Origin of the sequence: Clostridium moutaii (genome assembly GCF_041205085.1) — a bacterium.
Taxonomy (GTDB): domain Bacteria; phylum Bacillota; class Clostridia; order Clostridiales; family Clostridiaceae; genus Clostridium_B; species Clostridium_B moutaii.
On the sequence record NZ_JBGEWD010000005.1, the window covers coordinates 95,709 to 109,047 of the forward strand.

The following is a 13,339-nucleotide window of genomic DNA, read 5'->3' on the forward strand; positions in this document are numbered from 1 at the left end:
ATACTGTTATTTATAAATTTTGAAGTTTATTTAAAAATATTTTTATCCCATCTTCATCTAAATAAACCTCACCTATGCTGTGAGAATGAGATGAATCATCTCTGCCTTTCCTGGGCAAACCATGGAAATCAGAACCTGCAGTTATTATTTTATTATACTTTCTGGCGTATTTTATAAATCTGTCTGTATCATGGGCCCCATTCATAGAGTAAATTGCTTCTATGCCGTCAAAAGGAAGCCGGAGTAAAGTTTCTACATTTACACCTTTTATGAGAACAGGATGTGCTAAAACCACCATGGAATCTAAAGATTTAAGGAGTTTTATACCTTCCTGGGTAGTTAGCTTTTTAGTGGGAACAAAAGCAGCACAGGAGTCACCTATAAAATTTGTAAATATATATTTAAAGCTGTAATTATATCCTGAATCTATTATAGCTTGAGCTATATGAGGTCGTGTAATAACATTTTGAGCATTTTCAAGTATCTTTTCATAATCTAATTTTATATTAAAAAATTTATATAGATTATCCACTATTTTTTTTGCCCTTTCTTTTCTGTATACACTCATTTCAGTTAAAAAATTTTTAAATTTGGGGGATATATTAGAGGATTCTTTAAAATAACCTAATACATGAATGTTTTTTCCCTCATATAAAGTGGATAGTTCTATTCCGGGGATAATTTTAAGTTTTATTTTTTTACCCATATCTAAAGCTTCATCCATGCCTGATACGGTATCATGATCTGTTATGGCTATTATGTCCATGCCCTTTCTGCCGGCCATTTCAACTACTTCACCAGGGGATAATCTCCCATCGGATGCAGTAGTGTGCAAATGGAAATCTCCTTTTTTATACAATAACATCACCTGCTTATACTTATTCTAATTATATCCTATTATACCCCAAGCAATTTGTAATTTACAATGAAAAATTGAAAACATACATGTATAGGAGATAAATATTTTTAATATACTGATACAATATTAAAAATAAAATTTTATATAAAAGTTTCTAGTTATGTCAATAGCTATCTTATTTTCATGTAATTTTATAGAGTAATAATTTTTATATGGAGCAAACTTATAAATGTAATACAAAAACAATAATATATAAAACGAGGAGGAAATTAATCATGGCAAGTAACAGAGGAAATAAAGTTCTAGTTCCCCAAGCTAAGGAAGCTTTAAATAGGTTTAAAATGGAGTCAGCCAGAGAAGTAGGAGTGAATCTAAAAGAAGGATACAATGGAGATCTTACATCAAGAGAAGCAGGCTCAGTAGGTGGAAACATGGTTAAAAAAATGATTGAGTCCTATGAACAGGGTTTAAAATAGAATATATAAAATGAAAATAAATTAAAGCCAGATGAATATCATCTGGCTTTTAGTGCAGAATTATTTAATGAATGAACAAATATCAATAATATATTTATGAGGTGATAAATATGTCCGTAAAAAATGCTATGACTGCTGATTTTCTCCGTTCAGCTTATGGCGGCGAGAGCATGGCTCATATGAGATATCTCATATGGGGACAGACGGCGGAAAAAAATGGATTCCCCAATATAGGCAGATTATTTAAAGCTGTTTCCAATGCAGAGTGGGTTCATGCAAAAAATCATTTTGAAGTACTCAAACAGCAGATGGGCGATAGTTCAGTTACAGCAGGTGGAGTGTTTGGCTTAACTGATATAGTTGAAAATTTACAAGGAGCTATAAATGGGGAGGATCACGAAATTAAACAGATGTATCCCGTTTATCTTGAAAATGCAAAATTTCAGCAGGAAAAGGATGCAGAAAGATCTTTCAATTTTGCACTAAATGCAGAAAAACAACATGCCCAGCTTTTCAGAGAAGCTCAGGCACTGGCAAAACAAAATAAGGATATGGGAGAGGAAAAAATATATGTATGTCCTGTCTGTGGTTATACTGTAAAAGGGGAAGTTCCAGAGAAATGTCCAATATGTGGAGCTGAAAAACAATCCTTTAAAGAATTCTAACTGTAAAAAAATAAAAATCCTTGATGCATTAGGTATCTTTGTTTTTTATTTTATAACTATTCAATTAAAAGTTTTATTATTTTTAAATATTTTTTAGAGATTAGGTAAAACTATATTTGCATAAATAATATTTTATTGAAAAGGAGTGACTTCTATGGGTGACGATACAAAGAGAGAACCAGAAAGATCTAATATAGGTAGTTATATACTGAGATTTATTTTAACATTAATTGTGCTTGCAATAACATCTTTTTTGACACCTGGTTTCAGAATAATGGGATTGTGGTCTTATTTAGCAGCAGCAGTTGTAATAAGCCTAATAGATTATTTGGTAGAAAAATTTATGGGTGTGGATGCATCTCCCTTTGGAAAGGGAATAAAGGGATTTATAATCGCAGCTATAATACTTTATATAACTCAATTCTTGGTTCCCAATATGAGGGTATCTTTAATAGGAGCTATTTTAGCAGCAGTAGTTATTGGAATATTAGATGCTGTAATTCCAGGAAGAGTTATGTAAAGGGATCTCAATTTTGAAGAATAAATTAATCGTAGTGAGTAAATAGTTTATGAAGGCTGCTGGGAATTCACCAGCAGCTATTAAATTTTCATTGATAATCCGTTTTAAAGTTTGTTATAATTAATATGTAATATATACTATTTTTAAAAATTTTTGCAGTTTGTTTTTGGACAAACTATTGTAATAGTGATTTTTAGGAGGCAATTTTATAAGATGTTTGATTGGAAAGATGAGTACAGTTGTGGAATTAAGAGAATAGATGATGAACATAAAAGGTTGTTTGAAATAGGAAGATCCATATATGATTTAGCTATAAACGAAAATCGTGCAGATTATTTTGGAGAAATATTAAATTTAGTTGATGATTTAAAAGAATATACAGTTTATCATTTTGAGGATGAAGAGAAAATAATGGAGATGTATGATTATCCAGGATATAGGGAACAAAAAAAGGTACATGATAAATTTGTAGAAAAAATTCAGAATCTGGATTTAGAAGAAATTGATGAAAATAAACAGGAGGCGGTATTAAAGCTTTTGGATTTTGTATATAACTGGATAACAGGGCATATAATAGGTATGGATTTAAAAATAAAAGATTATTTTGAAAGTTTAAAGCTAAGCCAATTTATGAAAAAAGAAGAGAGGTAAAAGTTTGAATTATATACAAAAAATTTATTCTAGGAGAAGAGATCATTATCATAAACTTATAGAAAATCAAAAAAATAATGTTTTGATTATAAGCAGGTTGAGATTTATAATATTTTTATTGGGCATGGGTCTTGCAATATTTTTTTATATGAAAAAATATTATTATATGAGCTTTAGTATCTTTTTAGCTTCATCTATACTGTTTCTATTTGTTGTAAGAGCTCATGAAAAGTTTAAAAAAAGTATGAATTTTACAGAAAAACTGAGGGAGATAAATAGTGATTCCCTAAGCAGAGCTGAAGGAAACTGGAAAAAATTCAGTAAAGATGGAGAGGAGTTTAAAGATAAAAATCACAATTATTCTTTAGATCTGGATCTGTTTGGAAAGGGTTCTTTATTTCAGTGGATAAATTGCTGCAGTACATATGTTGGAAAGAAAAATTTAAAAAATGTGCTTTTAGGTGATATAGGAAGTGAAAAAGATATAAGAAATCGTCAGAATGCAATTTTGGAATTACAACATAAGCTGAAATGGAGACAGCACTTTCAAGCAGAAGCTTCTTTCATAAAAAATGAGGGAAAAAGTATTTTAGAATTAAAAGATATACTGAAATCAAAAAATTCCTTTTATAAAAATAAATATATAATAGTTTTATTTAAAATATTACCTATTGTAACTATATTCCTCTTAATTATGAGTTTTGTATTTCACTTATTTGAAGGTTATATAGGTTATATGGCAATTATAATACAGATGAGTTTACTGATACCAGGAGCCAAAGATAGGTTTAGCACTTTGAGCAAAGTGTCAGGAATTAAACATAGTATAACAGCATATGAGAAGATTATACATATGATATGCAGAGAAAAATTTAAATGTACTTATTTAAATTCTTTAAAAGAAATACTTTTTAAAGGAGAAAAAACTTCCGTTAATGCTGAGAAAAATATATATGATCTGAATAAAATTGCAGATAACATATCTCAACGTCAAAATATGCTATATATTGTATTGAATATATTTTTATTGTGGGATTATCAATGTATGTTTGCTTTTGAAAAGTGGAAGGGAAAAAATGGGAAATTGATTTATGACTGGATTGAAGTGGTGGGAAAATTTGAAATGTTAAATAGTCTTGCCATTATAGCTTTTGATCATCCCAATTGGGTTATTCCTGAAATCTTAGATATTCCTCTTGTGTTTAAGGCAAATTCCATGGCACATCCTCTTCTTGGGGAAAGAGCGGTATGCAATGATTTGACTTTAAAAAAACCTTCCAGTATAGTGCTCATTACAGGATCAAATATGTCGGGAAAGAGCACCCTTTTGAGGACTGCAGGTATAAATTTAGTGCTGGCATATGCAGGTGCCCCGGTTTGTGCAAAAAAATTCAGCTGTTCCATAATGAGTATTTATACCTGTATGAGGATAAGTGATAATATGGAAGAAAATGTTTCTTCTTTTTATGGTGAAATACTTAGAATAAAGCAGATTGTAGAAGCTTGCAACAGAGGAGAACAGGTATTTTTTCTTTTGGACGAGATATTTAAAGGTACTAATTCCATTGACAGACACTTGGGGGCTAAAATTTTAATAAAAAATTTAGAAGCTGCAAAAACCTGTGGAATGGTATCCACCCATGATTTAGAATTAGCTGAAATGGAAAATGAAAGCGGCGGCAGAATAAAAAATTATCATTTTAAAGAATTTTATGAAGATGGGAAAATTAGATTTGATTATAAACTGAGATCTGGAGTTTCAAGTACTAGAAATGCACTTTATTTAATGAAAATGGCAGGCATAGATGTAGGGGTATCACTGCAGTAGTGATACCCCTTCCATTGCATTCTGAAATATTAAAATTGTTCTACGAATAACTCAAAATATGATTGAGGATGTGCGCAAGCAGGACAAGTTGTAGGTGCAGATGTTCCTTCATAGATATATCCGCAATTATTGCATTTCCATTTATATACCTTGTCCTTTTTAAATACAGTACCATCTTCTACATTTTTGAGTAAAGCTAGATATCTTTCTTCATGATGTTTTTCAACTTCAGCTATTTTTCTAAAAACAGTTGCTATAGCATGGAATCCCTCTTTATCTGCTGTGCCGGCAAACGAAGGATAGAGCTGAGACCATTCTTCATTTTCTCCATTTGCTGCTGCCTTGAGAATAGTTTTAGTGTCTCCTAAAGCAACTGGATAAGAAGCGTTTATCTCTACAGCTTGGCCCTGTAAATCTTCATTTAAAAATTTAAAAAATCTCTTGGCATGTTCTCTTTCATTTTCAGCAGTTTCTAAAAATATGTTTGAAATTTGAACATAACCTTCTTTTTTTGCAGTAGATGAATAATAAGTGTATCTATTTCTTGCCTGAGATTCTCCTGCAAAAGCTTTCATTAAGTTTTCAGCGGTTTTTGTACCTTTTAAAGATGCCATAAAAATTACCTCCTGATAAATAATATAATTTAATACTTTGTTCTATATAATATAATATATTAATTCCAGTATATATTCAATGTAATTTTAACAAAATGATTGAGGAACATGAAGATATAGCTTATTGTAAAGTTAAAAAAATAAAAATATATTGACTAATTTTAAATTTTAGTTCATAATATTTATCATAAGTGAATAACTGAGGTAGAGGTGCGAAATTTAAGAGTAAAGTTGTGGAGTTAAGCACGTTGAAGCAACTTGAAAGGAAATTTTGCCGAAGTATTCAGCTAATGTTTTAATGCTGAATAACTGGATTTGTACAGAATATGTACAAAGCTGTCACAATATTTTAGTTTGTGGAGAGCTATCATTCATTGTAGGATTAATATTTTTTTATATTTATTACCTTGAGTGTACTCTCAAGGTAATTTTTATGCTCATCTTAGTTAGTTCACTTATGGGAACTTAAAAACCCATAAGGAGGAAGAAAAATGCAAAATGTAGCAAAGCAAAGTAATGAAAACACGTATAAGCTTAAAAGAGGGCTTAAAGCAAGGCATTTAAATATGATTGCCATGGGAGGAGCTATTGGAACAGGTATATTTTTGGCATTGGGAGCCACTATCAAACAGGCAGGACCAGGAGGTGCATTGGTAGCTTATGGCTGCATAGGAGTTATGGTATATTTTTTAATGACCAGCTTAGGAGAAATGGCTACGTATATGCCGGATTCAGGTTCTTTCGGTACCTATGCCACTAAATTCGTGGATCCGGCTTTAGGTTTCGCATTGGGATGGAACTATTGGTACAATTGGGCCATAACTGTGGCAGCTGAGATGGTGGCAGGAGCTCTTATAATGAAATACTGGTTTCCAGGTGTACCTGCTATTATATGGAGCATATGTTTTTTGGCTTTAATAGTTGGGCTTAATTTATTATCTGCAAAAGCTTATGGAGAATCGGAATTTTGGTTTGCAGGTATTAAGGTTTTAACAGTTATTGTGTTTTTAATAGTTGGTATAGCAACTATTTTGGGTATATTTAATGGAAAACCAGTTGGATTGAGAAATTTTACAGTTGGAGAAGCCCCCTTTGTAGGTGGATTTAAATCTATATTTCTGGTATTTTTAATTGCAGGCTTTTCCTTTCAAGGTACGGAACTTGTAGGTATAGCAGCAGGGGAAAGTGAAAATCCGGAGAAAACTATACCAAAGGCAATTAACACTATATTTTGGAGAATATTATTGTTTTATATAGGTACAATATTTGTAGTAGGAGCTTTAATTCCATATATGAATGCAGGTGTTAATACAAGTCCCTTTACCCTGGTATTTGAAAGAGCTGGTGTTGCAGGAGCGGCTTCTCTTATGAATGCCATTATATTGACTTCAGTATTGTCTGCAGGAAATTCTGGAATGTATGCTTCCAGTAGGATGTTATATTCTATGGCTAAGGATAAAAAGGCTCCTGCCTGGCTGGGCAAGGTTAATTCAAGGGGAGTTCCTATAAATTCACTGATACTTACTACGATAGTGGCATCTGCTTGTTTTCTTACAGGGCTTTATGCAGAAACTACAGTTTATGTGTGGCTGGTAGCAGCTTCAGGACTGGCAGGATTCGTAGCTTGGCTCGGAATAGCACTTTGTCACTACCGTTTTAGAAAGGCTTATACTGCTCAAAAACGTGATTTTAGCAAGTTGAAATATAAGGCTAAACTATTTCCATTGGGACCTATAATAGCATTGGCACTTTGTATTATAGTTATTTTAGGACAGGGTATTACTTATTTTGAATCCAGTAAAATAGATTGGAGCGGAGTAATTTCATCTTATATAGGTCTTCCATTATTTGGAGGATTGTGGTTATGGTATAAGAAGAAATATCACACCGCTGTGGTAAAATTGGAAAAGGTGGATTTTGACAGCATTGAAAATGATATGAAATCCTTAAAATAATATGGTGAAAATTGAATTGCCAGAGAGAAAACTTGGTGCTCTCTGGCAGTTTTTATTTTAAATCAAGTATTTCATCGTATCAGCATATGGAGACCATTGTAAATTAAGGTAGTGCACAAGCATATTATAAAAGCAGTTAACAATGGAATTAGTGCCGAGAACATCATCCATTTTACACTTCCCGTTTCTTTTTTTATGGTAAGGAGAGTAGTGGCACAAGGCCAATGGAGCAAACTAAACAACATGGTGTTTAAAGCTGTAAGATATGTCCAACCATGACTTAAAAAAATTTGCTTTAAAGATAGGATGCTGTCAACGTTCACCATTGTATTTGTAGATAAATATAACATAAGTAAGATTGGGAGTACTATTTCATTTGCAGGAAGACCAAGTATAAAGGCCATTAATATACACCCGTCCAGACCTATAAACTTGCCTAAGGGATTTAGAAACATAACAACATGATTTATTATACTGGTATTTCCAACATATATATTTGAAAGTATCCATATTACTGCTCCCGCTGGTGCTGCCACAATTACTGCTCTCCATAGTACAAATATAGTTCTGTCTATTATAGAAGTATAAATTACCCTTCCTATTTGAGGCTTTCTGTAAGGGGGAAGTTCTAAAGTGAACGTAGATGAAACACCTTTTAATATGGTTTTTGAAAGCAGATAGGATATGGCTAAGGTTACAGCTATACCAAACAGTATAAGCAGTGTAATGACTACAGCAGGAATTATTTTGGAAAATCCGAAGGTTGAAACGAAAAATAAGGAGGATATTACTATCAGTGTAGGAAACCTTCCATTACATGGAACAAAGTTGTTTGTAATAGTGGCTATGAGTTTTTCCCTTGGAGAGTCTATTATCCTGCAGCCTATTACTCCAGCAGCATTACATCCAAGTCCCATACACATGGTGAGACATTGTTTGCCGTGAGCGCAGGCTTTTTTAAAAAGATGATCCAGGTTAAATGCAACTCTAGGCAGATATCCAACATCTTCAAGTAAGGTAAACAGTGGAAAGAAAATAGCCATAGGAGGAAGCATTACGGATATAACCCAGGCTGAAGTTCTGTAAATTCCTAAAACCAATATGCCATACAGCCAATTTGGGGCATTAATCTGAGTAAACCATTTAGTCAATATATCTTCAAATCCAAATAATAGTTTAGATAGAATATCAGAAGGTAGATTTGCCCCTTTTATTGTTATCCATAGAATAGCACATAGCATCAGGAGCATAAGAGGTATTCCATATTTTTTTGAAGTTATTATAGCATCAGGGTTAATGCTCTTATGGATGCTTTTACCGCTTATTTTAATATAATTTGATTTTATGGATTCTGCTAATTTATAATTTTGTTCTGTTATATAATCCCGCATATTTTCTTTATCCATATCTTTGCACAATTCATCTGCAAATTTTTTTAAAGAATACAGAGCACTTTTGTCAAGATACTTGCTCATGGAATTAATCATACTTTCGTTTCCATCCATAAGTCTTATGGAAAGCCACCTGGAGTTTATATCTGGAAAGGTTTCTTTTACCACGTGTTCTATTTTATTTATGGTATTTTCTATGTTTTCATTATATATTATAGGATTGTAATTTAATTTGATTTTATTTGACGCGGTGTTATATATAGCTTCTTTTAATTCTTCTATACCTATGTTGTTTCTGGCAGCAGACATGATTACTGGAATCCCAAGCCTTTTTTCTATGGATTTACCATCTATGATTATATTTTTTTTCTTTGCTTCATCTACCAGGTTTATGCATAGTATTATATTGGTGGTGATCTCCATTACCTGGAATACCAAATTTAAGTTCCTCTCTAAACAGGTGGCATCTGTAATTACGGCTATGGCATCAGGATTCCCAAAACATATAAAATCCCTTGCTACTGTTTCCTCGGTAGAGGATGCAAATATAGAATAGGTGCCGGGTAAATCAACAATTAAAAAATCTCTATCTTTATATTTATAATTTCCACGGGCATTTACTACAGTTTTACCGGGCCAATTGCCTGTATGTTGATGAAGACCTGTAAGAGAATTAAAAATAGTGCTTTTACCAGTGTTGGGGTTTCCTGCCAGTGCTATTACAAAAGTTTTTTCTTTAGTTTCTATATTAAATGTATCTTTAAGGGATTTGTTTCTCGTGGATTCAAAAGTTAGGCCCATACTATTCTCCTTTATAATATTGATTAAATTTTATTTGCTGTATAGCTATTAGGGAAGCTTCTTCCTTTCTAAGGGCAATTAAGGTATCTCTAATTTTATATACAGTTAGATTATCACTAGGTCCTTTTAATATCACTTCAATTAAAGTTCCTTTTGTAATACCAAGTGCCATCATTCTTTCTCTAAGCAGATTTTTGGAAAAAAGCTGTTTCACCACTACTGTTTTACCCACGTTTACATGACAAAGCTTTTCCATTTTGATTCCTCCTTAAAAGGGATTATAAAAATATGAAATTATTTCCCCAGACTAAAAATATTAGTTTAGATTAAAATTGGGTTCAATATTAATGTATGAAAGGTAAAAATAATGGTGATAGCAAATTTTATGTAAGTATTAAAATTGGACCTTACACAAAATAATTGACTTAAATGTATTAATGTGATATTATAACCCTGTAATTTAAATTTGAGCAAAGCACTAGGAATTAATATTGAAAATATCATATTTTAAAGAAAGTTTTGGAATTTTATATTGTTTAATATAATATAAAGAAAATTTTTATATAATAACAGGGTGAGTAGGGACTGCAGAAGTGAGCTTCTGCCTCTGTAATAGAGGTGGGGGCTTTTTGGTTTAAACAAATAGTAAAATATATATTTTACACAAATTATATATTCATTAACTATAATTATAATAATGAAAAAAATTTTAGCAATTGTTATAATCTGGAGGTGAAAAACATTGGATACTATACTTAAACTTGTTAATCTGATAAAAATATTTAATAATCAAAAGGTAATAAAAAATATTTCCATAGATATTAAAAGAGGTGAATTTTTAACTATTCTAGGGCCTAGCGGTTGTGGGAAGACTACTACACTTAGAATGATTGCAGGATTTGAAAAACCTACTAGTGGAAACATCCTATTAGATGGACAACACATAGAAAATAAAGAACCCTATGAATTAAACATCAATACTGTTTTCCAGAATTACGCCCTTTTTCCCCATATGAATGTGTATAACAATATAGCCTATGGACTTAAGATCAAGAAATTTAAGAGGACAGAAATAAAAAAACGTGTAACTAAAATGCTAGAGCTTGTACAACTTAATAATTATGAAAAGAGAATGCCAAGCCAGTTAAGTGGTGGTCAAAAACAAAGGGTGGCAATTGCAAGAGCACTTATAAATAACCCTAAAATATTGCTTCTGGATGAACCTTTAGGGGCATTGGATTTTAAACTCAGAAAAAAAATGCAAATGGAATTAAAATTTCTTCAGCAAAAATTAGGTATAACTTTTATATATGTAACCCATGATCAAGAAGAGGCTCTTAATATATCTGATCGAATAGTTATAATGAATGCTGGAGTTATAGAACAGTTAGGTGATGCTAGAGATATATATGAAAGGCCCAAAACCAAGTTTGTGGCAAGCTTCATAGGTGAATCCAATTTGTTTGATTCAACAGTAGAAAATATTTTTGGAGATAAGGCTTTATTGAAAACAAAAAATTCAAAAATAGTTGCAAACAATAAATCATTGGAAGTGGAGGATGAAGTCTGTATACTGGTTAGACCGGAAAATATCAAGTATTCTCTAAGAAGTGTTGAGCATTTTAGTCTTAAAGCAGTAGTTAAAGAAAATATGTATTTAGGATCTAATATAAGAACCACTTTTGTTTTGGAGGATGGAAGAAAGGTAACTTCAATTAATTATAATAAAAATTTGGAGGTGCCAAAGATAGATGAACCTGTTTGGATATACTGGGATCCGCAGGATGCCGTAATAATAAACCCAAAAAGAGAAGACAATAAATTGGAGGCAGGGGAAAAGGTGATGGTGAGTTGAGAACTGAAAGTAAATCCACGCATGGAAGAAATATAATTAAAAGATGGATTCCAAATTTTGAAAAGAATTTTTTTATACTTCCCATTTCTATCTGGATGATATTTTTTATGGCAGTTCCCATTTTGTATATTGTATTCATAAGTTTTCTTCAAAGGGGAGTAAATGGGGGTATAGATTTTACATTTTCTGTGGAAAATTATAAAAGAATTATATCTCCTCTTTATTTTAAAGTATTTTTTGATTCTATATCCATTGCGTTTATAACTACACTGTGCACATTGGTTCTAGGATATCCTTTTGCGTATCTGGTGGTGAAAATACCAAAGAGATTTCGTATACTGGCGATAATGTTAATAATTATTCCTTTTTGGACAAATTCTCTTATAAGAACCTATGCATGGATGATACTTATGAGTACAGGAGGACTTATAAATAATGTACTTATTAAAATAGGACTTATAAGTGAACCGCTGGAGATGCTTTACACTTATGGAGCAGTACTTGTAGGAATGATATATACTCTTTTCCCATTTATGGTACTTCCACTTTACACTTCTATAGAAAAGATACAAAAAATTTATATTGATGCGGCTGAGGATTTGGGGGCAAATCCGTTTAGAGCTTTTTTAACTGTGACCTTGCCTCTAACCATGCCAGGGGTGATTGCGGGATGTATTCTGGTTTTTATACCTTCTCTTGGATTATTTTATATATGTGATCTCATGGGTGGAAGCAAAGTAATGCTTATGGGAAACCTCATTAGAAATCAATTTCTAGTATCAAGGGATTGGCCTTTTGGAGCAGCTGTATCTATAATTATGATAATTGCCGTTTTGATTATTGTGGGTATCAGCGTGAAATTAGTGGGCAAGAAAATTGATTTGGAGGTTTTCTGATGAAAACTAAATTTTTTAAAGGAATTTCCAACATATATATTGGAATAATATTTATATTCTTATACTTACCTATATTTGTAGTTGTAGCCTATTCTTTCAATCAGGCAGTAACGGGAACTGGGTGGACAGGATTTACCATAGACTGGTATAAAAAATTATTTGAGGATTTAAATGTTATTGTAGCATTTAAAAACAGCTTAGTTATAGCGGTTGCAAGTACTGTGGTTTCTTCCATAATAGGAACAATAGGAGCTGTTGGGTTATACAAGTACAATTTTAAAGGCAAGAGTGTGGTAGAAGGACTTTTAAATATAACTATTGTTATTCCTGAAATAATTATGGGTATTGCCCTACTTATGTATTTTTCACAGATGGGGTTTTCACTTGGTATAGGTACATTGGTTTTATCCCATGCTACTTTTAGCATACCTTTTGTATTTATTGTAGTAAAGTCAAGACTTGCAGGATTTGATTCCAATATTGAAGATGCGGCTATGGATCTGGGAGCCAATAGGTTTAAAGTATTCACGAGCATTATATTTCCACTGATATTGCCTGGTATACTTTCGGGAGCAATGATTGCTTTTGTCCTGTCTTTTGATGATGTAATTATAAACTTTTTTGTATCAGGACCGGAAAGTACAACTTTACCTATAAAAATATTTTCCATGCTTAAATTTGGCTTATCTCCGGAAATCAACGCACTTTGTACTTTAATGCTCTTGATTACTTTTGGCATCTTAATTTTTGCACAATCCATTAAAATAATAGGGGCTAAAAAAGTATAGGTGGTTCATATATTTATATAGTATAAAATTAGGGAGGAAT

13 protein-coding genes and 1 riboswitch are annotated in these 13,339 nt (G+C 31.9%); of the genes, 9 read left to right on the forward strand and 4 right to left on the reverse strand.

Going from position 1 to position 13,339, the window contains the following annotated elements:
* Positions 1–10: 10 nt before the first annotated feature.
* A complete protein-coding gene (locus AB8U03_RS06975) occupies positions 11–859 on the reverse strand; it encodes a PHP domain-containing protein (RefSeq protein WP_369703829.1) in 849 nt (282 codons plus the stop codon).
* A gap of 275 nt (positions 860–1,134) precedes the next feature.
* Here AB8U03_RS06975 and AB8U03_RS06980 point away from each other — a divergent pair, with 275 nt between their 5' ends.
* The 5 genes from AB8U03_RS06980 (at position 1,135) to AB8U03_RS07000 (ending at position 4,999) form a co-directional block, all read left to right on the forward strand.
* Positions 1,135–1,335 (forward strand): alpha/beta-type small acid-soluble spore protein, encoded by a 201-nt coding sequence (locus AB8U03_RS06980; protein WP_369703830.1) that lies wholly within the window; start codon positions 1,135–1,137, stop codon positions 1,333–1,335.
* Between the two features lie 110 nt (positions 1,336–1,445).
* Complete coding sequence (locus AB8U03_RS06985; RefSeq protein WP_369703831.1) at positions 1,446–2,000, forward strand: rubrerythrin family protein; 555 nt, start codon at positions 1,446–1,448, stop codon at positions 1,998–2,000.
* A 154-nt stretch (positions 2,001–2,154) separates the two neighbouring features.
* A complete protein-coding gene (locus tag AB8U03_RS06990) occupies positions 2,155–2,520 on the forward strand; it encodes a phage holin family protein (protein ID WP_369703832.1) in 366 nt (121 codons plus the stop codon).
* A gap of 213 nt (positions 2,521–2,733) precedes the next feature.
* Positions 2,734–3,171 (forward strand): bacteriohemerythrin, encoded by a 438-nt coding sequence (locus tag AB8U03_RS06995; protein WP_369703833.1) that lies wholly within the window; start codon positions 2,734–2,736, stop codon positions 3,169–3,171.
* A gap of 4 nt (positions 3,172–3,175) precedes the next feature.
* On the forward strand, positions 3,176–4,999 hold the full coding sequence (locus tag AB8U03_RS07000) for a MutS-related protein (protein ID WP_369703834.1): 1,824 nt from the start codon (positions 3,176–3,178) through the stop codon (positions 4,997–4,999).
* A gap of 29 nt (positions 5,000–5,028) precedes the next feature.
* Here the strand turns inward: AB8U03_RS07000 and rbr are convergent, their stop codons facing one another.
* Complete coding sequence (gene rbr, locus AB8U03_RS07005) at positions 5,029–5,613, reverse strand: rubrerythrin (protein ID WP_369703835.1); 585 nt, start codon at positions 5,611–5,613, stop codon at positions 5,029–5,031.
* 197 nt (positions 5,614–5,810) lie between these two features.
* Positions 5,811–5,988, forward strand: a riboswitch (Lysine riboswitch).
* Positions 5,989–6,104: 116 nt separating this feature from the next.
* Here rbr and AB8U03_RS07010 point away from each other — a divergent pair.
* Positions 6,105–7,568, forward strand: coding sequence for an amino acid permease (locus AB8U03_RS07010; RefSeq protein WP_369703836.1), 1,464 nt, complete (start codon positions 6,105–6,107; stop codon positions 7,566–7,568).
* Positions 7,569–7,639: 71 nt separating this feature from the next.
* Here the strand turns inward: AB8U03_RS07010 and feoB are convergent, their stop codons facing one another.
* A complete protein-coding gene (gene feoB / locus AB8U03_RS07015; RefSeq protein ID WP_369703837.1) occupies positions 7,640–9,760 on the reverse strand; it encodes a ferrous iron transport protein B in 2,121 nt (706 codons plus the stop codon).
* 1 nt (position 9,761) lies between these two features.
* Positions 9,762–10,016 (reverse strand): FeoA family protein, encoded by a 255-nt coding sequence (locus tag AB8U03_RS07020; RefSeq protein ID WP_369703838.1) that lies wholly within the window; start codon positions 10,014–10,016, stop codon positions 9,762–9,764.
* A 486-nt stretch (positions 10,017–10,502) separates the two neighbouring features.
* Between AB8U03_RS07020 and AB8U03_RS07025 the strand changes: the two genes are divergently transcribed.
* The 3 genes from AB8U03_RS07025 to AB8U03_RS07035 are packed head-to-tail and all read left to right on the forward strand — an operon-like array spanning position 10,503 to position 13,299.
* A complete protein-coding gene (locus tag AB8U03_RS07025; RefSeq protein ID WP_369703839.1) occupies positions 10,503–11,615 on the forward strand; it encodes an ABC transporter ATP-binding protein in 1,113 nt (370 codons plus the stop codon).
* Positions 11,612–12,511, forward strand: a complete 900-nt coding sequence (locus tag AB8U03_RS07030) for an ABC transporter permease (RefSeq protein ID WP_369703840.1) — start codon at positions 11,612–11,614, stop codon at positions 12,509–12,511. The genes AB8U03_RS07025 and AB8U03_RS07030 overlap by 4 nt, the downstream gene beginning before the upstream one ends.
* A complete protein-coding gene (locus AB8U03_RS07035; protein WP_369703841.1) occupies positions 12,511–13,299 on the forward strand; it encodes an ABC transporter permease in 789 nt (262 codons plus the stop codon). Before AB8U03_RS07030 ends, AB8U03_RS07035 begins: the two co-directional genes overlap by 1 nt.
* Positions 13,300–13,339: the final 40 nt, after the last annotated feature.

Bases quoted from the DNA above. Each gene is read 5' to 3' on its own strand.
- AB8U03_RS07010 (WP_369703836.1), top strand. From the start codon at position 6,105: ATGCAAAATGTAGCAAAGCAAAGTAATGAAAACACGTATAAGCTTAAA.
- AB8U03_RS06980 (WP_369703830.1), top strand. From the start codon at position 1,135: ATGGCAAGTAACAGAGGAAATAAAGTTCTAGTTCCCCAAGCTAAGGAA.
- rbr (WP_369703835.1), bottom strand. From the start codon at position 5,613: ATGGCATCTTTAAAAGGTACAAAAACCGCTGAAAACTTAATGAAAGCT.
- AB8U03_RS06995 (WP_369703833.1), top strand. From the start codon at position 2,734: ATGTTTGATTGGAAAGATGAGTACAGTTGTGGAATTAAGAGAATAGAT.
- AB8U03_RS06985 (WP_369703831.1), top strand. From the start codon at position 1,446: ATGTCCGTAAAAAATGCTATGACTGCTGATTTTCTCCGTTCAGCTTAT.
- AB8U03_RS07035 (WP_369703841.1), top strand. From the start codon at position 12,511: ATGAAAACTAAATTTTTTAAAGGAATTTCCAACATATATATTGGAATA.
- feoB (WP_369703837.1), bottom strand. From the start codon at position 9,760: ATGGGCCTAACTTTTGAATCCACGAGAAACAAATCCCTTAAAGATACA.
- AB8U03_RS06990 (WP_369703832.1), top strand. From the start codon at position 2,155: ATGGGTGACGATACAAAGAGAGAACCAGAAAGATCTAATATAGGTAGT.
- AB8U03_RS07020 (WP_369703838.1), bottom strand. From the start codon at position 10,016: ATGGAAAAGCTTTGTCATGTAAACGTGGGTAAAACAGTAGTGGTGAAA.